14 protein-coding genes are annotated in these 21,269 nt (G+C 65.4%); 4 read left to right on the plus strand and 10 right to left on the minus strand.

The annotated features are described in order from the left end of the window. Positions 1-24: 24 nt before the first annotated feature. Positions 25-1,083, minus strand: coding sequence for an ABC transporter substrate-binding protein (locus GCT13_RS00105; protein ID WP_152754760.1), 1,059 nt, complete (start codon positions 1,081-1,083; stop codon positions 25-27). 126 nt (positions 1,084-1,209) lie between these two features. Beyond that, entirely contained in the window at positions 1,210-2,301 is a 1,092-nt protein-coding gene (locus GCT13_RS00110) for an ABC transporter ATP-binding protein (protein WP_090869920.1), read from the minus strand. Between the two features lie 311 nt (positions 2,302-2,612). Here GCT13_RS00110 and pdxR point away from each other — a divergent pair, with 311 nt between their 5' ends. After that, a complete protein-coding gene (gene pdxR, locus GCT13_RS00115) occupies positions 2,613-4,169 on the plus strand; it encodes a MocR-like pyridoxine biosynthesis transcription factor PdxR (protein WP_152754761.1) in 1,557 nt (518 codons plus the stop codon). Between the two features lie 370 nt (positions 4,170-4,539). On the opposite strand, the gene GCT13_RS00120 is transcribed toward pdxR, so the two are convergent. Both GCT13_RS00120 and GCT13_RS00125 read right to left on the minus strand, forming a co-directional pair. Then, positions 4,540-8,424: a DUF748 domain-containing protein gene (locus tag GCT13_RS00120; protein WP_152754762.1), complete on the minus strand. Its 3,885-nt coding sequence runs from the start codon at positions 8,422-8,424 to the stop codon at positions 4,540-4,542. A gap of 372 nt (positions 8,425-8,796) precedes the next feature. Further along, the gene (locus tag GCT13_RS00125; RefSeq protein ID WP_152754763.1) at positions 8,797-10,215 is read right to left on the minus strand and encodes a DUF1254 domain-containing protein; all 1,419 of its coding nucleotides are present in this window, start codon (positions 10,213-10,215) and stop codon (positions 8,797-8,799) included. Between the two features lie 259 nt (positions 10,216-10,474). On the opposite strand from GCT13_RS00125, the gene GCT13_RS00130 reads away from it, so the two are divergent. Then, positions 10,475-11,119 (plus strand): FMN-binding negative transcriptional regulator, encoded by a 645-nt coding sequence (locus GCT13_RS00130; RefSeq protein ID WP_152754764.1) that lies wholly within the window; start codon positions 10,475-10,477, stop codon positions 11,117-11,119. A gap of 105 nt (positions 11,120-11,224) precedes the next feature. Then, a complete protein-coding gene (locus GCT13_RS00135) occupies positions 11,225-13,753 on the plus strand; it encodes a heavy metal translocating P-type ATPase (protein WP_152754765.1) in 2,529 nt (842 codons plus the stop codon). 88 nt (positions 13,754-13,841) lie between these two features. On the opposite strand, the gene GCT13_RS00140 is transcribed toward GCT13_RS00135, so the two are convergent. After that, positions 13,842-14,495 (minus strand): glutathione S-transferase family protein, encoded by a 654-nt coding sequence (locus tag GCT13_RS00140; RefSeq protein ID WP_321574142.1) that lies wholly within the window; start codon positions 14,493-14,495, stop codon positions 13,842-13,844. A 267-nt stretch (positions 14,496-14,762) separates the two neighbouring features. On the opposite strand from GCT13_RS00140, the gene GCT13_RS00145 reads away from it, so the two are divergent. After that, a complete protein-coding gene (locus GCT13_RS00145; protein ID WP_152754767.1) occupies positions 14,763-16,136 on the plus strand; it encodes a polyhydroxyalkanoate depolymerase in 1,374 nt (457 codons plus the stop codon). A 37-nt stretch (positions 16,137-16,173) separates the two neighbouring features. Here the strand turns inward: GCT13_RS00145 and GCT13_RS00150 are convergent, their stop codons facing one another. The 5 genes from GCT13_RS00150 to GCT13_RS50455 form a co-directional block, all read right to left on the minus strand. Further along, positions 16,174-16,788 carry a flavin reductase family protein gene (locus tag GCT13_RS00150; protein WP_152754768.1) on the minus strand — a complete coding sequence of 205 codons (615 nt, stop codon included), beginning with the start codon at positions 16,786-16,788 and terminating at the stop codon, positions 16,174-16,176. A 376-nt stretch (positions 16,789-17,164) separates the two neighbouring features. Beyond that, entirely contained in the window at positions 17,165-18,094 is a 930-nt protein-coding gene (locus tag GCT13_RS00155; protein ID WP_152754769.1) for a 3-hydroxyacyl-CoA dehydrogenase family protein, read from the minus strand. 172 nt (positions 18,095-18,266) lie between these two features. Further along, positions 18,267-18,545, minus strand: coding sequence for a hypothetical protein (locus tag GCT13_RS00160; protein WP_152754770.1), 279 nt, complete (start codon positions 18,543-18,545; stop codon positions 18,267-18,269). A 466-nt stretch (positions 18,546-19,011) separates the two neighbouring features. Beyond that, on the minus strand, positions 19,012-19,170 hold the full coding sequence (locus GCT13_RS48105) for a hypothetical protein (protein WP_012403599.1): 159 nt from the start codon (positions 19,168-19,170) through the stop codon (positions 19,012-19,014). 390 nt (positions 19,171-19,560) lie between these two features. Beyond that, positions 19,561-21,093: a hypothetical protein gene (locus GCT13_RS50455; protein WP_152754771.1), complete on the minus strand. Its 1,533-nt coding sequence runs from the start codon at positions 21,091-21,093 to the stop codon at positions 19,561-19,563. Positions 21,094-21,269: the final 176 nt, after the last annotated feature.

Here is a 21,269-nt window from a genome sequence, read left to right on the forward strand (position 1 = left end):
TGCCGCATCGCATTCTCCTGATGCTTACTTCGACGCCCACGACGCGAAGCGCTGCTCCAGCTCGTCGCCGTGATCGGTCCAGAACGTGAGGTTCTGCAGCACCGCGTTCTTGCCGTTGGTCGGCGAGTTCGGCAGATTCGAGAGCGTCTTCGCGTCGAGCGACTTGATGGCCGATTCGTTCACCGGGCCGTACGCGATGTGCTTCGCGTATTCCTGCTGCGGCTTCGACGAGATCGTGTACGCAATGTACTTCTCGGCCAGCGCCTTGTTCGGCGTGCCCTTCGGCATCGCCCAGTAGTCGAGGTCGTAGATGCTGCCGTTCCACACGACCTTCAGGTTCTTGCCTTCCTTCTGCGCGGCATCGATACGGCCGTTATAGGCCGTCGACATCACGACGTCGCCCGCCACGAGGAATTGCGGCGGCTGCGCGCCCGCTTCCCACCACTGGATGTTTGGCTTCAGTTCGTCGAGCTTCTTGAATGCGCGGTCCTGGCCTTCCTTCGTCGCGAGCACCTTGTAGACGTCCTTCGGCGCGACGCCGTCGGCCATCAGCGCGAACTCGAGGTTGTAGCGCGCGCCCTTGCGCATGCCGCGCTTGCCCGGGAATTTCTTCGTGTCCCAGAAGTCGGCCCAGCTTGCCGGCGCCGTCTTCAGCTTGTCGGCGTTGTACGCCATCGCCGTCGACCACACGAAGATGCCGACGCCGCACGTCTGCGGCGCTTCGGGAATCAGATCCGACTTCTTGCCGAGCTTCGACCAGTCGAGCTTTTCATACAGGCCTTCGTCGCAGCCGCGGCCCAGGTCGCCTGATTCGACTTCGACGACATCCCAGTTCACGTGCTTCGCCTCAACCATCGCCTTCACCTTGGCCTGCTCGCCGTTGTACTCGACGGCCGTCACCTTCGCGCCGTTTTGCGCTTCGAACGGCTGGTTGAAGGCCGCCTTCTGCGCATCGCCGTTCGCGCCGCCGAAGTTCACGACCGTCAGTTCCGCCGCGTTCGCCTGATTCATCGCCGCCGCGCCGAGTGCGAGGACGAATGCGCCGACAGCCACGGCACAGCGCGATTGCACGATCTTCTTCATGGTGGTTCCTCTTCCGTGTGTGATGGTGTGATGAGTGTTGCTTACGACGTGGACGTTCTTGTCTTTCTCGTTTCTCGTTTCTTGTTTCTGGTTTCTGGTTTCTGGTTTCTGGTTTCTGGTTTCTGCTCACGCGAACACGCGCAGATGCTCCGGCGCGAACTCGAGCGCGACGGGCACGCCTGGCGCGAAGCCTTCGAGCGCTTCCGTGCCGAGCGGCACCTTCACGAAGCACTCGTCCTGTTCCGGCAGACGGCAGCGCATGCGCACGTGGTCGCCGAAATAGATGAGACCGCGCGCTTCGCCTGCCACTGCATTCGCGCCCGCCTTCGACGCGCCCGCCGCGAGCTTCATCCGCTCGGGCCGGATGCACGCGATGCCTTGCGCGCCCGCCTTCGCGCCACCGATATTGCGCCCGACGAGCCGCGTGCCGTCGATCAGGTGAAACTCGCAGTAGTCGCCGTCGACATTCGCCACCGTGCCACGCAGCCGGTTGCTGTCGCCGATGAAGTTCGCGACGAACTCGTTGCACGGCGATTCGTAGAGGCGATCGACTGTATCGAGCTGCTGAACGATGCCCTTGTCGAACACGGCGACGCGATCGGACATCGTCAATGCTTCGCCCTGATCGTGCGTCACGTAGACGAACGTCACGCCGAGCTTTTCGTGCAGCGACTTGAGTTCAATTTGCATGTGCTCGCGCAACTGTTTGTCGAGCGCGCCGAGCGGCTCGTCCATCAGCACGAGCTTCGGCTCGAAGACGAGCGCGCGGGCCAGCGCGATGCGCTGCTGCTGGCCGCCCGACAGTTGCGCCGGATAACGCTTTGCGAAGCCTTCCATGCGCACCATCTTCAATGCGTTGTTGACCTTGTGCGCGCGTTCGTCGGCGGCGAGCTTGCGCACGGTCAGCGGGTACGCGACGTTCTGCTCGACGGTCAGATGCGGAAACAGCGCGTAGTTCTGAAACACCATGCCGATGTTGCGCTTGTGCGGCGGCACGTTGTTGAGCAACTGGCCGTCGAGCCAGATCTCGCCGCCCGTCGGAAACTCGAAGCCAGCGAGCATCATCAGGCAGGTCGTCTTGCCGGAGCCGGACGGCCCGAGCAGCGTGAGGAATTCGCCCTGATAGATGTCGAGATCGAGTTGCTTGACGACGAGCGTCTCGCCGTCGTAGGTCTTGCGCACACCCCGAAAGCTGACGATTACGTCTTCGGTTCTCATCGTGTCCGTCTCCCATCCCATGCAAAGCTGTCGATCGGAGTAGAGCCCTTTAGCAGTCGGCTGGAGTTAGTGCTTCAGCACTTACTCCGGCCCCATGCAGAGCAGTCGGCTGGAGTTAGTGTTTCAGCATTTACTCCAGCCCGATGCAGAGCACCTACTCTGATCCCATGCAAGCTGTTTGTCCTTGCGGCCGCATCTACGGGTTTCTACTGGCTCCACCCGTTTTGAAGAATCGCATCGATTGCGTGATCCACTATAGCCGCTTACGGTTCTACAATAGGGAACCATTTCATAATTCCGGATAGAACCACTTGGATACTGTGATCCTGTCGGACTGGCTCGCCGCGCGGCTCGACCGGACGGCCGCCGAACCCGTCTACCGGCAAGTGCTCGGACTGATGCAGCAGGCCATTCTGACGGGCCAGTTGCCGCCCGGCGCGAAGCTGCCCAGCTCGCGCACGCTCGCCGGCGATCTCGGCATCGCGCGCAACACGGTGCTGCACGTCTACGACCAGCTCACGGCCGAAGGCTATGTGATCTCGACGACGGGCAGCGGCACCTACGTCGCCGACACGCGTCCGGATACGACCGCCGTCAACGCGCGCAAGGCGCCACGCGCAGCAAGTGGCCCCGTCGGAGTCGTCACGGGCACGGCGCCAGCGCAATCCGGCGCGCCGGCGCGCGGCGGTCTGTCGATGCGCGGCTCGCAACTCATCAGCAAGGCGGGCGTGTCGGCGAGGCAATGGGGCGCGTTCATGCCGGGCGTGCCGGATGTCTCCGAATTCCCCGCGCGCACGTGGAGCCGCCTGCAATCGAAGCTGTGGAAGCAGGCGAACCCCGATCTGCTGACGTACGCGCCAGGCGGCGGCTATCGTCCGTTGCGGCGGGCGTTGTCGGACTATCTGCGGGTCGCGCGCTCGGCGAAGTGCACGCCGGACCAGATCATCATCACGACGGGCATTCATCAGTCGATCGATCTCGCCGTGCGGCTGCTGACGGACGTCGGCGACCGTGCGTGGGTCGAGGAGCCGTGCTACTGGGGCGCGCGCAGCGTGCTGCAAGCGTCGGGGCTGACGCTCGTGCCCGTGCCCGTCGACGACGAAGGGCTCAATCCGCGCGAGCCGGATCTGAAGTCGCCGCCGCGCATCGCGCTCGTCACGCCGTCGCATCAGTATCCGCTCGGCATGGTGATGAGCCTCGCGCGCCGCCGCACGCTGCTCGAATACGCGCGGCAGCACGGCGTGTGGATCATCGAAGACGATTACGACAGCGAGTTCCGCTACGGCAGCCGGCCGCTCGCGTCGCTGCAGGGGCTCGACGACGCGGGCCAGGTGATCTACGTCGGCAGCCTGGGAAAGATGCTGTTTCCGGGCTTGCGGATCGGCTACATGATCGCGCCGGAACATCTCGTCGACAGGTTTCGCACGGGCCTCGCCGAGCTGTATCGCGAAGGTCAGCTGATGCAGCAGGCCGTGCTGACCGAGTTCATCATGGACGGCTATCTGACGTCGCACGTGCGGCGCATGCGGGCGCTGTACGGCGAGCGCCGCCAGATTCTGATCGATGCGATCACCGCGCGCTTCGGCGACACGCTGCCCGTGATGGGCGACGAAGCGGGGCTGCATCTGGTGCTCGGCCTGCCCGATCATGCGGACGACCGCAAAGTGACGACGGCTTCATACGATGCCGGCGTGATCGTGCGGCCGCTCGCGTCGTATTACAACAGCGCGACGCCTGAGCGACGCGGTCTGCTGCTCGGCTATGCGTGCGTGCCGAACGACCGCATCGGCCCCGCGTTCGATACGCTCGCGCGCGTGATCGAGCAGACGGCGTTGAAGACACCAACGGCGCCGACGCGCGCCGCCTGACGCTGGTTTGCGCGCGGCGTGCCGTGCGTGCGTGCGTGCCGTGCCGTGCCGTGCGTGCCGTGCCGTGCGTGCGTGTGTGCGTGTGTGCGTGCCGTGCCGTGCGTGCGTGTGTGCGTGCCGTGCGTGCGTGCCGTGCCGTGCGTGTGTGCCGTGCGTGTGCGCTGTGCGCTGTGCGTGTGCGCCGTGCGTGTGCGCTGTGCGTGTGCGCTGTGCGTGTGCGCCGTGCGTGTGCGCTGTGCGTGTGCGCCGTGTGTGTGCCGTGCGTGCGTGCCGTGTGTGCGTGCGCGTCGCTAACCACCGCCCGCGTGCTCGCGAAGCATCGCCGGGCTCACGACCGGCGACGCCATCAGCACATGACAGCGACGACGCCTTATTTAAGGCCGAAATCGACCCGCGTCGTCGCGCCCTTGTCGTTGATCCCCGACGCGTCGAGTTTCGGCGCGACGATGAACACGCGGCTGCTGTCGATCTTGCCTTCGAAGTACTGCTGCACCGCCTGCGCACGCCGCTGAGCGAGATCGCGCAGGCTCGCATCCGTCACGGGCGCATGCTCGGCGAGCGCGGCCTTCATTTCGTCATCGGGGAGCGTCTTCGTCAGGCCCACGAAATTGCGTGGCTTCTTGAAGTCGGCATCCTTGTAGGCCTTCGTCAGATACTTGTCGTATTCCTTGTCGTCGACCTTGATGCTCATCGGGTCGACGCTCTCGCCATTGCCCACGACATCCTTGATCTTCTGCTGACGCACGAGCCGATCGACATACGCGGTGCGCAGCCCGGGCTGATCGACGGCGGGATCGACGCGCCCGATGATCTCGATGCGCACTGACGGCTTGTCGGCGAGCGCCTTCACAATCGTGTCGAGCTTCTTCTGCGACGCGTCGGAAAGCGCGGCAGACCCGGCGTCGAACTCGACATACCCGAGTTCCTCGCCACCGCCGCCGAACGCATGCGCGAGCAACGAGAACGGCGCCGTCACGGCCTTTTGCAGCAGGTTCAGCACCGCATGCCAGATGAGCCCGCCGATGCTGAACTCCGGATTGTTCAGCGAACCCGACACAGGAATGTCCACGTCGATCTCGCCACGCGAGTTCTTCAACAACGAGATCGCGAGCCGCACGGGCAGCTTGGTCGCCGTGTCGTTGTCGACGTGATCGCCGAATGTGAGCTGGTCGATGAAGATGTGGTTGTTCGCCGTCAGCTGGTCATTCGCGAGCTGATAGTGCAGATCGACGTTCAGCTTGCCCTTCGTGATGGGATAGCCCGCGTACTTCGCCGAGTACGGCGTGAGATTGGTCAGCTCGATGTCGTGCGCCGTCGCCGTCAGATCGAGCGCGGGCTTCGCGATCAGCGGATTGACCGAGCCGCGGATCGTGATCGGTCCATTGGCCGCGAGTTTCGCCGATACATCGACGGGCGCCGGCTGCTTCGAGTCCGTGCCGAACGCGCCGACCGTCCCCTGAATCGCGACCAGGTTCGCCGAGTAATTCGGCTTGATGAAGTTGTCGGTGTAGTTGACGCGGCCGTTCTGCAAGACGAGCTGGCCGAAGTGCAGGCGCACCGGGTTTTGCGGCGTCCCTGTCACCGTCACCGCCGCGCTGGAGGCAGCCGACGCTACAGCCGGTACAGCAGCAGATGCAGCGGACGGCGCCGAAGTCGACGCAGCGGACGGCGCAGCAGCCGGCGCAGCGGCAACCTGCGCTTCCGATGCGGCAGGCGGGCTCAGCGGAATCGGCTCACGACCCTTGGCGTTCTTGTCGCGCGTGAGCGATTGCGGCTCGCCCGGCTGCTTCGCGACCACGTCCTTCAGATTCAGCTTGCCCTGCGCATCGAGCAGCACGCGGCCGTAGAAGTTCGCGAACGTGACCTTGGCCGCATCGACATCCGTGCCGTGCGCGTCGTAGTTCGCCTTCAGGCCCGTGAGCGCAAGCGAGCGCCAGCCCGCGAACGGGTCGGACGTCGCCTTGTCGATCATCCGCACGTCGACGAGCGCCGCGTCGCCGTGATAGGTCGCGCGCACGCCCTTCGACTTCTCTTCCTGCGCCATCGTCACTTCGCCGTTCGCATTGAGCAGCGCGCTCGCGATGGTCGCGTTCAGCTTGCTGCCGAAGTACGGTTCGAATGCAGCGGCATCGAGCCGGTTCGCGTTGATCTTCAACCCGAGCTTGAGCGGCGTCGCCGTCACGTCACCCGTCACGCCGAGCGTGCCCTTGCCGTTCACCGTCGCCTGGAGCTCGACGGGTAGCGCGTGACTCATGTCCTCGCTGATCTTCTGCACTTTCAGCTGCAGCGGCGTCACGACGACTTTGACGGGACGCGCGGTCGTGTTGTCGGTGAACGTGGCCGACGAGTTCTTCAGATTCAGCTCACCGATGCTGTAACGCCAGGCCGGCCCCTCCTGCGATGCTTTCTTCGCCGCGTGAATCACGGTGCGCTCGTGCACCTCTTCATGCGGCGGACCGGCGAGCGCCGCGAGATCGATCGTGCCGTCTTTCAGGCGCTGCGCATCGACGGACAGTCCCGTCAGGTCCACGCCGTCAATTTCCGCCTTGCGGCCCGGCAGGTCCACGTGCTTCACGCTCGCCTTGCCGTCCGCGATCGCGATGGCCGGCTGCTTCACGCTCGCCTTGCCGTCCGCGATCGCGATGGCCGGCTGCTTCTCGCCCGCCGCCGCCACCTTGACCGATTGCAGACCGATCTGGCTTTCGCCGATCTGCAGATCGATAGGCTCTTTCGACCAGTTCGCCGTCAGGTTCGTCTGCACGCTAAGCGTGCCGTCGATCAGCTTGGCCGCTGTCACCGTGTCGAGATACGGCTGCGCGAGGGGCAGCGACAGTGACTTCAAATCGATCTTCGCATCGGCCGTCTTCGCGGCGAGCGTCAGGTTGCCCGTCACGGCGAGCGCGCTCTTCGGCTGGTTCTTGAGGCCGCTGTTGACGCTATAGCGCGCGGGCGTCTTGCCGAGCGTCGAGAAGTCGTCGAGCGACACGGCGAGATCGGTCAGCCCCGCCGACACGGGTCGCGACGCCGCTTCGTCCTGCACGTCGACGGTGCCGTTGGAAAGCGCGAAGCGCTTGATCTGCAAGTCGATGGGCGGCGCGGCCTTCGCTGCTTCCGGCTTCGCCTGCGTGCCGGATGCGGGTGCGGGTGTGGATGCGGGTGCGGCCTGGTTCGGCGCGCCGGCTGCTGGCGCCGGGGCGAACGTATGCTGGACGCTCAGGATGCCGTTCTTGTCGCGCGCGAGATGCACGTCGGGCGCATCGAGACGGATATCGTCGAAGTGATAGATGCTTTTGAGCGGCTCGAGCGTCGCCGCCGCCACATGCAGCGAGCGCGCCGCGAAGAACGGCGCCTTGTGCTCGTCGAGCACGTCGATGTCGGCAAGATCCGTCGTCCCCGTGATGCGCAGCGTCGGCGCATCGCCCGCCATCACGAAGTTGACTTTCAGATCGCTCGACAGCTTGCCCGCCTGCACCGTGACGGGCAGCTTCGCGGGGGAATAGGACAGCAGCTTCGGCACGTCGAGCCCCTGGAAGCGCAGCGACACTTCCGACTCACGCGACTTCGCGAACGGCTTCGTGCGCCCGTCGATGGCGAGCGGGCTGCCGTCGATGCGCGCGCGCAGCAACGGCTCGACGAAGATATCGGTTTTCGAAGGCAGCGTCGCGATGAACGGAATGCCGAGCCGCCATTGATCGACGACGTGCGTGACGCCGAGCAGGCGGTCGTCGAAGGTGATCTTGCCGTTCTCGATCCGGATGTTCGAAACCGAGAACTGTGCGGGCTTGCTCTCGGGCTTCGACGGCTGCTTCGCGAACTTCTCGATCAGATCGCTGAAATTGAAGCGCTGCGCATCGTAGCGGACGATCGTGAAACGCGGCGAGTCCAGGTGCACCTCATCGACGATAGGTGCGAGCCGGAAAATCGAGCTCCACGATGTGCGCACGATCAGCCGTTCGATGTCGACGAAATCGCCCTTGCCGCCACGTTCGCCGATATGCACGCGGTCTGCTTCGAAGTTGAGCGTGTACGGATTGAGCGCGATGTGGCCGATGGTGGCCGGCCGGCCCAGTTGTTCGCTGAGCTGTTGTTCGGCGATGTGGCGAATCAGCGGCGGCGCGGCGAAAAAGCCGAGCAGGCCGAATATGGCCACCACGATGAACAGGATGAGGACGATGCGCCGGGCGCGTCGTCCTTGCGCGACTTCGCGGACAGTTTGAATGGAAGAAATGAGTGTTGCTTTGGTGGGGCTTGCCATGCTCGGTCGCGGGTAGTGCGGCGCAAAGCTCGCCGCTGTGACGAAGATTCAGCTCGCCCAAAGTATACGTCGTGTACTTCGGGCGAACCATCAAATGTCATGGGAATGCCAACCGTTGCAGGCAAATAAAGGTGAGAAAGTGTAAAGCCGCGGATACCCGTCGAATGAACGTGTTGGCTGCCGACCCGAGTTGGCGCTTTAGCTGTCGGCTGGAGTTGGTGCTTTAGCACTTACTCGTGTCCCATGCAGAGCGGTCGATCAGAGTTGCCCCTTTAGCGGCCTACTCGGGTCCCATGCAGAGCCGTCGACCCGAGTTGCCGCTTTAGGTCCCACACACGATCGTCGCCGTCATGCGGCCGCCACCTTCTTTCGCTATTGACGCACAACAGCGGGCGGCGCCCAGGTTCCATCGCTCGCTTCCGGCTTCGGTGCATAGAGACGCAGCACGAGCTGGAAATTGCCGCGCGGCGCGGGCAGCCAGTTCGCCGCCTTGCGCTGCCGCACCGACGACACCATCACATCGATCGAGCCGTCGCGATTGCGCCGCACGCCCGCCTTGTCGCCAACGGCCGCATGCGCGGGCGCACTTTCGCCGAGCGCGCCGTCCTTCGTGTAGGCCGTGACCGACCAGAAGCCGCGCACGGGCGGCACCTGCTTCGGCGCGAAGTGCATCACGTAGCGGTTCGCGCCGTTCAGCGCGTGACCGTCGCTATCGAGCGACACGCTCGCGCGCACTTCGTCGTCCTTCGTACCGATGCCCGGCTGCGCATAAGCCGCATACGCGCGCAACGCGTAGTCGGGACCGTAGCTGCCGACGCCATCGCCGAACCAGCTCCAGCCGTTGCCCATCAGCATGTTGGTCGGCGGCGTCGCGACGCGCGCATGGCCGTCCGCGAGACCGCCCGCGATCGCATCGGTCGCCGACGACGGCAACTCGACGGGCTCGTCCGGCTGCACGCCAAGGTCCGCGAGAAATTTGAGCGCATGCGGATCGGCGGGCGAAGGCGGATTGTCGGGCAGCAGTTGCGCAACGCGATCGAAGAAGCCTTTCGCATCGAGCGCGGCGACCTGGTCGGCGGGCGAGCCCGACGCGCCCGTATCGGCGGACAGGCTGCGCGGCGCAACGGAAGCCGCGAACGCGTCACCCGTGTAGACGCTCAGCGGCACCACGCGGACGCCGCGCTGCACCTTGCGCACGGCTGTCAGGTCGTGCGCGCCGTTGGTCTGGATGCGCACGTCGAGCCAGACGTTGCGGGTCGGCGCGTCGATGCGCTTCACGCCCTTCGGCAGATCGCCCTTCCAGTCGGGCTTCGCGAACGCGACCGTCTGCGCCTTGATGCCCGTCGCGCGAGAAGCGCCCGGCGAAGCTGCCGTCGACCACAGCACGTTGGTCCACATGTCGAGCGCGCGCGCATCGACGTAGCGCCCCGGCGACGCGGGCAGCGACACGATCACCGGCTCGTCGCCGACGTCGAGCCATGCGGTCGAGTCGAGCGTATCGATGCCGGGCGTCGGCGGATTGTGCGCGCCGACGGGCGGCAGCGCCGTCGCATGGCGCACCGTGTTGATGGGCGCCTGGCCCGGGCCCGTGCCGACGGCGGCATCGCGCGCCGTGCCCATCAGCACGAGCGGATACGCAAAAACGTAGGAATCGGCAACCTCGTCCTTGATCCATCCAGTAGGCTTGGGCGCCACGGTGGGAGTCGACGAGCAGCCGGCAAGAAGTGCAACGCCTGCAAGCGCCGCGCAGGCAAGGCGAAACGGAAACTGTTCTCGGCGATTTTTTATCATTCGATGAACCGCGGTCCTGGATTTATCTCTCGGGCCAGGACCGACTGGGTCCGCCGAGCCCCCGCCCGCGTCAACCCGTCGCATTGTCCTGACATCGCTTTTCTGAGATCGGGTTTTATCTTATCCGCGGCGCGGCGGCAAGCTATAAGGCACGAACGTGAACATTGCCTTGCATTTTGAGATACGGTTGCGGTTTTGAGTGCGCTTTTGAGCGCACTTCTGAGCATCGCCGACGCCGCCTTTTACCCGGAGCCGAGTCATGTACATTCCCGCCCATTTCGAAGAGAACCGTCCGGACGTTCTCCATCGGCTGATCGCCGACTATCCGCTCGGGTCGCTTGTCACGGTCGGCCCGAACGGGCTCGACGCGAATCACGTGCCGTTCGAGTTCGACCCCGGCAAAAGTCCGCACGGCACGTTGCGCGCGCACGTCGCGCGGGCGAATCCCGTCTGGCAGGAAGTGGCCGAACGGCCGGATGCGCTGGTGATTTTCCAGGGACCGAGCGCGTACATTTCGCCGACGTGGTATCCGAGCAAGCACGAAACGCATCGTCAGGTGCCGACGTACAACTACATGGTCGTGCATGCGCACGGCCCGATCGTGGTACGCGACGACGAAGCGTTCGTGCGCGGCCTCGTCGCGCGGCTCACGCGCAAGATGGAAGCGGGCGAGCCGGTGCCGTGGAAAATGGGCGACGCGCCCGCCGACTACATCTCGCAGATGCTGGGCGCGGTCGTCGGCATCGAGATCGAGATCACGAAGCTGACGGGCAAATGGAAGCTGAGCCAGAACAAAGCTTCCGCCGACCGGCGCGGCGCCGCCGCAGCGCTGAACGAACGCAACGGCGACGAGCGGCGCGCCGTCGCGGACGCGATGCTGGCCGCGCCGCCCGACCTCGATTGACCCCGCGCAACAACCGATTCTCGACAGCCCTTGACCTTCCCATCATGGGAAGGTCGATACTGGCTCCATCAAGCACTTATGCGCCGTAACTGGAGCCTCGCCGCCATGACCGATCTCGCCACACCGCGCGCCGCCGACACTTCCCACGTCGACGCGAAAACCGCCGAGCTCGACATCCGCGGCATGACGTGCGCGTCGTGCGCGCTACGCGTCGAAAACGCGCTCGCGAAGGTGCCGGGCGTCTCGGCCGCATCGGTGAATCTGGCGACGGAAAAGGCCAGCGTCGAGGCCGACGCCGCCATCACCGTCGACTCCCTCATCGCTGCCGTACGCAAGGCGGGCTACGACGCGCAAGCCGTAAACCAGGCGCCGCCGTCCGCGAGCGATGCCGCCGCCACGAGCGCGGAACTCGCGATCGGCGGCATGACGTGCGCGGCGTGCGCGCTGCGCGTCGAAAAGGCGCTCGCGAAGGTGCCGGGCGTCGCGTCGGCGTCCGTCAATCTCGCGACGGAAAAGGCCGCCGTGACGACCAACGGCGCCGTCGGCATCGACCTGCTGATTGCGGCCGTCACGAAAGCCGGCTATCAGGCGACGCCGCTCGCGACCGATGCGGCCGACGCCGGCACCGCGCCCGCCGGTCGCGACCAGGACGCCGTCGCGCGTCAGGCCGTGCGCCGCGAGCTAGGCGCCGTCGTGCTCTGCGCGCTGCTGACGCTGCCGCTCATCGTCCCGATGATCGCGGAACCGCTCGGCCTCGACGCGATGCTGCCCGCCTCGTTGCAGCTCGCGCTGGCCACAGTCATCCAGTTCGTGTTCGGCGCGCGCTTCTACCGCGCCGCGTGGAAGGCCGTGCGCGCCGGCTCGGGCAACATGGACCTGCTCGTCGCGCTCGGCACGTCGGCGGCGTATGGCGTGAGCGTCTATCAAATGGCGCTCCATCCCGGCGACACGATGCATCTCTACTTCGAAGCGTCGGCCGTCGTCATTACGCTGGTGCGCTTCGGCAAGTGGCTCGAAGCGCGCGCGAAGCGCCAGACCACCGACGCGATCCGCGCGCTCAACGCACTGCGGCCCGATCGCGCGCGCATCGTCGTCGGCACGCAGGAGCACGAGGTGCCGCTTGCACAAGTGCGCGTCGGCATGATCGTCGCGGTGCGGCCGGGCGAGCGCATGCCCGTCGATGGCGCCGTGCTGCAAGGCCGCACGCATATCGACGAATCGCTGATCACGGGCGAAAGCCTGCCCGTGCCGAAGCAGCCGGACGACCGCGTGACGGCGGGCTCGATCAACGGCGAAGGCGCGATCACGGTGACGACGACGGCGATCGGCGCGGAGACGACGCTTGCGCGGATCATCCGGCTCGTCGAGACGGCGCAGGCGGAGAAAGCGCCGATTCAACGGCTCGTCGATCGCGTCAGCGAAATCTTCGTGCCGGCGATTCTCGCGATCGCGCTCGTCACGTTGACGGGCTGGCTCCTCACCGGGCACAACGCGGAAACGGCGATTCTCAACGCGGTCGCGGTGCTGGTGATCGCGTGTCCGTGCGCGCTCGGTCTCGCGACGCCGACGGCGATCATGGCAGGTACGGGCGTCGCCGCGCGCCACGGCGTGCTAATCAAGGATGCGCAAGCGCTCGAAATCGCGCATCAGATCCGCGTGGTCGCGTTCGACAAGACGGGGACGCTGACGGTCGGCCAGCCGTCGGTGACGGCTTTCGACGCGGCGCCGGGCATCGACCGCGCGGATGCGCTCGCGCTGGCGGCCGCCGTGCAGCGGCATAGCGATCATCCGCTCGCGAAGGCGGTCGTGAAGGCCTTCGAGGCGGAACCGGAAGCGCTGGCCAGCGCCAACGCGCTGCCCGCGTCGGGCGAGGCGCGCGCTGTCGCGGGGCGCGGCGTGGAAGCGGACATCGGCGGAGAAACGGTCGCGATCGGCAGCAGCCGCTGGCTGCGCGAACGGGAGGCCGCGCTGCCGCCCGCGCTCGCCGAGCGGGCACGCGAACTCGAAGCGCAAGGCAATACTGTCTCGTGGCTGATGAAGCGCGGCAAGGCGGACGCATCGGCAGAAGTCCTCGCGCTGATCGCATTCGGCGATACGTTGAAGCCGGGCGCGCGCGCCGCCGTCGAGCGCCTGTCGCGGATGGGCGTGACGAGCGCGCTCGTGACGGGCGACAACGAAGGCAGCGCGAAAAGCGTCGCGGCCGCGCTCGGCATCGACGAAGTGCACGCGCAGGTACTGCCGTCCGACAAAGCGCGCGTCGTGCACGATCTGAAGATTCGCACGTCGAGCGTCGTCGCGATGGCGGGTGACGGCATCAACGATGCGCCCGCGCTCGCCGCCGCCGACATCGGCATTGCGATGGCAACGGGCACCGACGTCGCGATGCACGCGGCGGGCATCACGCTGATGCGCGGCGACCCGGCGCTCGTCGCCGATGCGATCCACATTTCGCGGCGCACGTGGCGCAAGATCCGGCAAAACCTGTTCTGGGCGTTCGTCTACAACCTGATCGGCATTCCGCTTGCGGCGTTCGGCCTGCTGAATCCGATGATCGCGGGCGCGGCGATGGCGTTTTCGAGCGTCAGCGTCGTGACGAACGCGCTGCTGCTACGAACGTGGCGTTCGTCGCGATGATTTGCGGCGACCCAGCGGCGTCAGGCGGCGAGCGTCTTCAGGCCGGGCGGTCACGCTTCATCAGCGTGTGCAGCGTCACGCGCCGCGCCTAGAACTCGACGTCGAGTTCGTCGATTTCGTCGGCTTCCTTCTGCGCGTCGGCGATCCACTGCTGCATCTCGGGCAGCGCGAGAATGCGCTGCCCATACGCGACGATGTCGGGATCGAGCTGCACGTCGTAAGTCACGAAGCGCGTGACGACGGGCGCGTACATCGCATCCGCCGCGCAACGCTCGCCGAACAGATACGGCCCGCCGTATTGCTCGATGCACTCGCGCCAGATCGTCACGATGCGGTCGATATCGGACTGCGCGCGCGCCCACACCTTGAAGCCCGGAAAGTGCGCTTTCAGATTCATCGGCAACGCCGAGCGCAACGAACCGAAGCCCGAATGCATTTCTCCGCAGATCGCGCGGCAATGTGCGCGCGCCTTGCGGTCCTTCGGCAGCAGCCCTGCTTCGGGCCGCACCTCGTTTAGATACTCGGCGATCGCGAGCGTGTCCCACACCTTGATGCCGTCGTGCATGAGACAGGGCACGAGAATCGACGGCGATAGCAGCAGCAATTCGGCGCGCGTGGCGGGATCGTCGATGGGCACGACGACTTCTTCGAACGGCAGGCCGCTGAACTTCGCGAGCAGCCAGCCGCGCAGCGACCACGACGAATAGTTGCGGCTGCTGATCGTCAGCGTGGTGTTAGCGATCGTCTTGGCCATGTCTCGCTCCTCAATGGGACTTCGCGCCGTTCGCTGCATCTTGCGATGCACGTCGCGATGCACGATGCCGTGCGTGCGCGCACCAACACGCGGCAAAAGAAGCACCTTGCGCAAAGCGGTGCAAGTGCTATGCCAATGGATAGCGGCGCGCGTTTTGTTCAGTATCGCTCCGCAGGGCCTGCAGCAGGTGCCATTGGCATATGACTTGCCTCTCATCCCGCTCAGTGTGTTCATTTCTGCTGATGCGCGAAGGCCATGAATCCGTTCGCTTATCCGGCGTACCAGGCGTTCGCCAACCTGATGCTGCCTCTACGGCACAACGCTTCGCTCGTGCGCGGCGCGCTCGACGCGTGGCCTGAATACGCCGGCACGCCACACGGGCGGACGCTGCGCGCGTCGGCCGAGCTGTTGTCGCTCACGGGTCTCACGCATGCACGCCCGCGCTTCGGCATCGATTCCATCGATGTCTTGGGACAGCCCGTCGATGTCGTCGAAGAAGCCGCGCAGTCCACGCCCTTCTGCACGCTGCTGCATTTCCGCAAGCGCGCTTCGTTCGACGTGCCGCAGCCGCGCGTGCTCATGATCGCGCCGATGTCGGGCCATTTCGCGACGCTGTTGCGCGGCACGGTGCGCACGATGCTCGCCGAGCACGACGTCTACATCACCGACTGGCACAACCCGCGCGACGTGCCGCTGTCGGCGGGGCGCTTCGGCTTTGACGAGTTCGTACAGCACGTGATCGATTTCACTGACACCATCGGCGCAGGCGCGCATCTGCTGGCCGTCTGTCAGCCGACCGTCGCGGCGCTCGCCGCCGTCGCGCTGATGGCCGCCGACGATCATCCCGCGCAGCCCGCGAGCATGACGCTGATGGCGGGCCCGATCGACACGCGCGTGAACCCGACCCGCGTGAACGAGCTCGCGAAGAGCAAGCCGATCGAGTGGTTCGAAGAGAACATGATCAGCGCGGTGCCCGTCGGCTTTCAGGGTGCGTTCCGGCGCGTGTATCCGGGCTTCGTGCAGTTGAACGCGTTCATGTCGATGAACGTCGGGCGTCACATGGAGGCGTTCGAAACGATGTATCACGAGTGCGCGAAAGGCGACCCCGACAAGGCCGACGCGATCCGTGTCTTCTACGAGGAATACTTCGCGACGATGGACCTGACAGCGGACTTCTACCTGGAAACCGTCGATACCGTCTTTCAGCGGCATGCGCTGCCGCTGCGCGAACTCGAAGTGAAGGGACGGCGCGTCGAGCCTTCGAAAATCCGGCGCACCGCGCTGCTGACGGTGGAAGGCGAGCGCGACGATATCTGCGCGGTCGGACAGACGCTCGCCGCACAGGACATGTGCGACAGGCTGCGCCCGTATCTGAAGACGCATCATGTGCAGACGGGCGTCGGCCACTATGGCGTGTTCAACGGACAGCGCTGGGAGCGGCAGGTGTATCCGCGTATTCGCGCCGTCATTCACGACAACGAGCCGCGCGCAGTGCCTTCGGAGGCGCACGGCGCGCGGGCGTCGTTGACGCTCGGGGCGGCTTTGGCATCGCGAGTGGGATCACCGGCAGGCACGACGCCCGCTGCCGCCGATGTCGTTCAGCTTTCCGATGAGACCGCTGCGGAATGAGCGCAACTGCCTCTGTCGTCGAGTCGCGTGCCGATCGTCAGGATGTCGGACGGATCATCTGGAACATGTCGCCGATTTGCGCGTAGTCGGCGCGATAGCCCGCGCGCATGATCGGCTGCGCGGCGTGTGTGTCGAACAGGCCGTCGTTCAGATACTCGCTGCGGATATGCACGCCGACCACCTGTCCAAGCGCGAGCCAGTTGTCCATCGGCTTGCCGCTCAGGTCGTGCAACTGCACGACTTGCAGCAGCTTGCATTCGAGCGCCGCCGGCGATTCGCCGACATGCGGCACCGACACGTTGCGTCCCGGCGCAGGCGTGAGGCCCGAAAGCTGAAACTCGTCGACATCGGGCGCAACGGGCGCCGACGTGCGGTTCATCTGCCCGGCGAGCGGACGCGTCGCGAGATTCCAGACGAACTCGCGCGTCTCTTCGATATTGCGGATGCTGTCTTTGCGGCCTTCGCTGCAAAAGCCGATGATTGAAGGAAACGTCGCGAACGCGCCGAAGAAGCTGTAGGGCGCGAGATTCAACTGGCCGCTTGCCGCGCGCGTCGAGACCCAGCCGATCAGGCGGGGCGCCACGATCGCCTTGAACGGATCATGAGGCAGGCCGTGACCGGCAGCGGGGTCGTAGAAATAGACGTCCGACATGATGTCGCTTCCTTTGTTTCGCTTTGGTTTCGTTCGCTTGCGTTTGGTTCGCTTGCGGCTGGTTCGCTTGCGGCTGGTTCGCTTGCGTCTGGTTCGCTTGCGTCTGGTTCGCTTGCGTCTGGTTCGCTTGCGTCTGGCTCGCTTGCGGCTGGCTCGCTTGCGTCTGGCTCGCTTGCGTCTGGCTCGCTTGCGTCTGGCTCGCTTGCGGCTGGCTCGCTTGCGGCTGGCTCGCTTGCGGCTGGCTCGCTTGCGGCTGGCTCGCTTGCGGCTGGCTCGCTTGCGGCTGGCTCGCTTGCGGCTGGCTCGCTTGCGGCTGGCTCGCTTGCGGCTGGCTCGCTTGCGGCTGGCTCGCGATGCGCAGCGGCGCCGCTCGGCGTTATCCGTGCTGCTGTCCGTTCGACTGGATCACGCGCCTGCGTCCCGCTTTCACTTTCGCGGCCTGCGCGTCGTCCCAGTCGTAAAAGCCCGCGCCGCTGCGCACGCCGACACGTCCCGCGCGCACCTGCTCGCGCAGCAGATCGAGCACGTCTCCGTCCTTCGCGAGCGTCGGCATCAGATGGCTGGCGATATCGACGAACGTATCGAGGCCGCCCAAATCCGCGCCTTCGAACGGCCCGACGATGCCCCAGCGCTTGCCCAGCGACGCCTTCATCACGCGGTCGACGACTTCGGGTGTCGCCGCGCCCGAGCGCACGATGTTCAGCGCTTCGCGCAACACCGCGAACTGCAGACGGTTGCCGACGAAGCCCGGAATCGCTTTCGACAGCACGACAGGCTCCATGCCCGTCGCGTTCATCAGCGCGACGGTCGCATCGATGACGTCTTGCGACGTATCGCTGCCCGGCACCACTTCGACGAGCGGAATCATATGCGGCGGATTCCAGTAGTGCGCGATCAGAAAGCGCTCTTTCGCGCGCAGCGGCACCGAGAGTTGATCGGGCGGAAAGCCGCTCGTGTTGCTTGCGAGGATCGCGTCGTCGCGCAGTATCCCGGTCAGCGCCGCGTAAAGCCGATGCTTCAGTTCGAGCACTTCGGGAATCGCTTCGATCACGAAGTGCGCGTCGGCCATTACGTCGAGCGACGCGCTCGTTTCGATGTTCGCAAGCGCCGCCGCTTTCGCCTGCTGATCGATGCAGCCGGCGTCGATCAGTTCGTCGAGCACCGCTTGTGCCTTAGGCGCGACGCTGGCGAGCCGCGCGGGGTCGACATCGTTGACGATCGTCCGGTGTCCGTGCAGCGCGCTTTGCGTCGCGATGCCGACGCCCATCAATCCCGTTCCCACCACGCCTACGACTGGCTTGCTCAATCCTTATTCCCCTTGCTGGTACTGTGCCGCTGCTCAAAGCACGAAAGCATAGCGCAGCGCACGTTTTTCCGACGCCGGATACGACAGGGCCGGCGCGCTCTTGCGAGCGGCCGGCCCTGTGTTCGCGCCTGCGGCATCTCCAACCGATGCCGTTCAGGCTGACGTCAATGCGTTAGTAGTAACGCGCCGGCGGCGGGCGGTGGCCGTGATCGTGGTACGGATCGCGGTCATGCGGGTGATGACGCATCCACTCGTCGTGCGCCCAGTAGCGGTGGCCGTCCCAGTAGCGGTCTCCGTGCCAGCCGGTGTTAACCTGCATGCCCACCGGCATCATGTGCGGCTGCCCGTAGACGGGCGCGTGCTGCGCAAAGGCGCTGGTTGCGCCGAGCAGTGCGCCGCCGGCAAGCACTACCGCGATGATCGAACGCGATGTCTTGTTCAAGGCCTTCATGACTATTCTCCCTATCGAGTTTCGTTGCGAGCGACGGCTGAATCGACCGGGTTGGTTTGAGATTCGTGCCCTTCGCTTGAGAACCACTTTAGCGGGGCGGACCTTTCCTAGACGTGAGCACTTGTAAGCGCACATTTCAAAAGCGGGACACATCAACAGATGGGAGTTGGGGCCGACAAGCCCTGATTTCGAAAGGCTAAATGCGCTTCCGATAGTGTTCCTGGCTGACCGGGCGCGAATCGCCTGTTACATCCATTTCGGCCCCGAAATAATGGACGACGGATTGCGACGTCGCGTGCAATACCGAACTGGGCTGACTACACGACTGGCCTCACGCCGGTCGCGCAACGAAGCGCAAAAAACAAAAAACCCGGCGTGGCCGGGTTCTTTTGAGTTTCGCCGCTTCTGGATGGCGGCGACATGCGCAGTGCAACGTCTTTTTCTTCGACGGCTGGCCGATCAGTGGTCAGTCGGTCAGGCGGATGCCGAACAGGGTTGATTGCGACTTGCGAACACGCTCCGCTTCGCGATGGCGTGCTTCGTACGAGTAATCCGAATCCAGAGGCAAGTGAGGCGACGCGAAGAGGTCGCTAACCTTTTGGAACAGCGCGAAAAGATAGTTCATGGCGACTCCCGGTTGATGGCGATATAGGGTTTTCCCTTAAGAAGGAGTATAGGGTTTTCACTAGCTAAAAGCTAGTGCAATGCAGCAATTTTTTGAGAACTATCTTTCTCCGCAGCGCATTTGAGCGGATGCTGCGCTGCGCCAAGCCGATCAAATCAGGCTTGCAGACCCGCCCCTGTTTTTTCCAGACATCGACGTGCGAATGCAACAGCCCGCCGTCGGTGGCGCGGGCGCGGGCGCGGGCGCGGGAAGACCGTTAGATGCGTTTTTGCGCCTGCGGACGGCTTGCTGGCTCACGCGATACGCCGCCATATCGTTCGCGCGAAAATCGCCGATCTCCAAACAGGAGGAATTGCCGGCCGCGCATCGATGCGCAGCTAGCGTCGATGCTTAGTGAGCGTGCGCTGACTTGCGTCGCTGTGCGTGCTGGGCGTGCACGACGTGCGCATCGGCGGGTTTCGCCGGCGCGGTCGCGGCAGCCGGTGAAGCAGGCGCCGGAGCCTGTGCGCTAACGGGAAGGCTCGTCGTCGACGAGTCCGTGTCGAGCAGCGTCGCCAGCGTGGCCTGCTGGTTCAGCATCATCTGCTCGATGCGCTGTTCCTGCGCCGTCGACTGATGCGCGAGGCGCAACAGCAGCAACGTCTGCGCGATACCGATCGCGATCGTCATCAGCAGCGCGCACACGACGATCGTCAGCAGCCACTTCATGCGCCGCGAGTGATCGCGGTCGGCACGGCGCTGGTCGGCGATTACGCCATACAAGGCATCGACGGTATCGGCGAAGGCGATCGCGCGGGCTTGATCCAGTTCGGGCGTGGCGCGCGGCGCATGATGGTGCGACGTCGTCGCGATGTACGGCGCGCGGGTCGGCTGCGTGGCTGGTCCAGTCGCATTTGCGCCTGTCGGCTGCACGGCCGGGCGCATCGCGCTTGTGCCTGTCGCGCTTGTGCCTGTCGCGCTTGGACCTGTCGCGCTTGGACCTGTCGCGCTTGGACCTGTCGCGCTTGGACCTGTCGCGCTTGTGCCCGTCGCGCTTGGGCCCGTCGCGCTTGGACCTGTCGCGCTTGGACCTGTCGCGCTTGGACCGGTCGCGCCATTCCCGCCGCTTCCGTCGATTGCACCGCTCCCGCCGCCTGGCTTCGCCGACGCATCGGACGCCGGCACACCGCGCGCAGCCGTCGCGGCTTTGGCGCTCGCAGCCACGGGGCGCTGCGCCGCGCCGCCCGACGCCGACACCTTCGCGCTTTCCTTCGGCTCGGCAGATTCAACCGCCGTTGCAGCAGTCTGACGCAGCGCCGCCACGCTGCGCATCACGCTCGCCGCCGCCAGCGACGTTGCCTGCGACGACGGATCGCCCGTCGCCTTTGCAACGCTCGCCGACGTCACCGTCTGCGCCGCCATGTCGTCTTCAGCCGAAGCAGCACGCGACGCTTGCCCATCAGCCGCACTGCATTCATCCGCAGTCGCTACCGCAGCCGATTCAGGCAAGCCCGCTTCCGTTTCGATCAGCATCTGTCCGGCGTGTGGATCATCGGCTGGCGTCTGTTCTTTCGACGGCGACGGCAACGCCGCCGCGCGCGTCCCGCGCAGCCCCGCTTTCGCTTCCGCCGGCCCCGCCGCAAAGCCGCCGCCATCCGCCGCGCCCGCCGCCGCCAGCACGACTTCGGGCAACTCGAAGCCCTGCAGCGTGCCTTGCCGCACGTCGATATTCATCGCGTGCTGCTCGGCGCGAGCGGTGTCGTCGGGGAACAGGTCGAGCGTGCTGTCATCGCGCACGGCGTCGCTCAACTGCGCGAGGCGCTGCGCCGAGCGCGCCGCCCGCGCGAGCTTGTTTTCCGTTTCGGGAGAGACAGCGGACGCGCGCCGCTTCTGCGAACGGGCGCGCGCCGGGCGGGAAATCGTGGATTCTGCGGAATCTGCCATGAAGGGAAGCGGGAAAGGCAGCGTTCGTCGCCTGTCGGGCGCCGCTACAACATGCCGTCAGCGTGTTTTAGAGCCCGCATTGTCTCATGCAAAAGGGGACACAGAGATGGATCGCGGGCCTTTTTGCGACGGGCTTCGCGTACGGGCGGCGCGCGTCGCTGATCCGCTCGGCGCAG

The sequence above is a fragment of the Paraburkholderia franconis genome, assembly GCF_009362735.1.
GTDB lineage: Bacteria > Pseudomonadota > Gammaproteobacteria > Burkholderiales > Burkholderiaceae > Paraburkholderia > Paraburkholderia franconis.

Coding starts and splice junctions, on each gene's coding strand:
- GCT13_RS00105 (WP_152754760.1), bottom strand. CDS start 1,083: ATGAAGAAGATCGTGCAATCGCGCTGTGCCGTGGCTGTCGGCGCATTC.
- GCT13_RS00110 (WP_090869920.1), bottom strand. CDS start 2,301: ATGAGAACCGAAGACGTAATCGTCAGCTTTCGGGGTGTGCGCAAGACC.
- GCT13_RS00120 (WP_152754762.1), bottom strand. CDS start 8,424: ATGGCAAGCCCCACCAAAGCAACACTCATTTCTTCCATTCAAACTGTC.
- GCT13_RS00125 (WP_152754763.1), bottom strand. CDS start 10,215: ATGATAAAAAATCGCCGAGAACAGTTTCCGTTTCGCCTTGCCTGCGCG.
- GCT13_RS00130 (WP_152754764.1), top strand. CDS start 10,475: ATGTACATTCCCGCCCATTTCGAAGAGAACCGTCCGGACGTTCTCCAT.
- GCT13_RS00135 (WP_152754765.1), top strand. CDS start 11,225: ATGACCGATCTCGCCACACCGCGCGCCGCCGACACTTCCCACGTCGAC.
- GCT13_RS00145 (WP_152754767.1), top strand. CDS start 14,763: ATGAATCCGTTCGCTTATCCGGCGTACCAGGCGTTCGCCAACCTGATG.
- GCT13_RS00150 (WP_152754768.1), bottom strand. CDS start 16,788: ATGTCGGACGTCTATTTCTACGACCCCGCTGCCGGTCACGGCCTGCCT.
- GCT13_RS00160 (WP_152754770.1), bottom strand. CDS start 18,545: ATGAAGGCCTTGAACAAGACATCGCGTTCGATCATCGCGGTAGTGCTT.
- GCT13_RS48105 (WP_012403599.1), bottom strand. CDS start 19,170: ATGAACTATCTTTTCGCGCTGTTCCAAAAGGTTAGCGACCTCTTCGCG.
- GCT13_RS50455 (WP_152754771.1), bottom strand. CDS start 21,093: ATGGCAGATTCCGCAGAATCCACGATTTCCCGCCCGGCGCGCGCCCGT.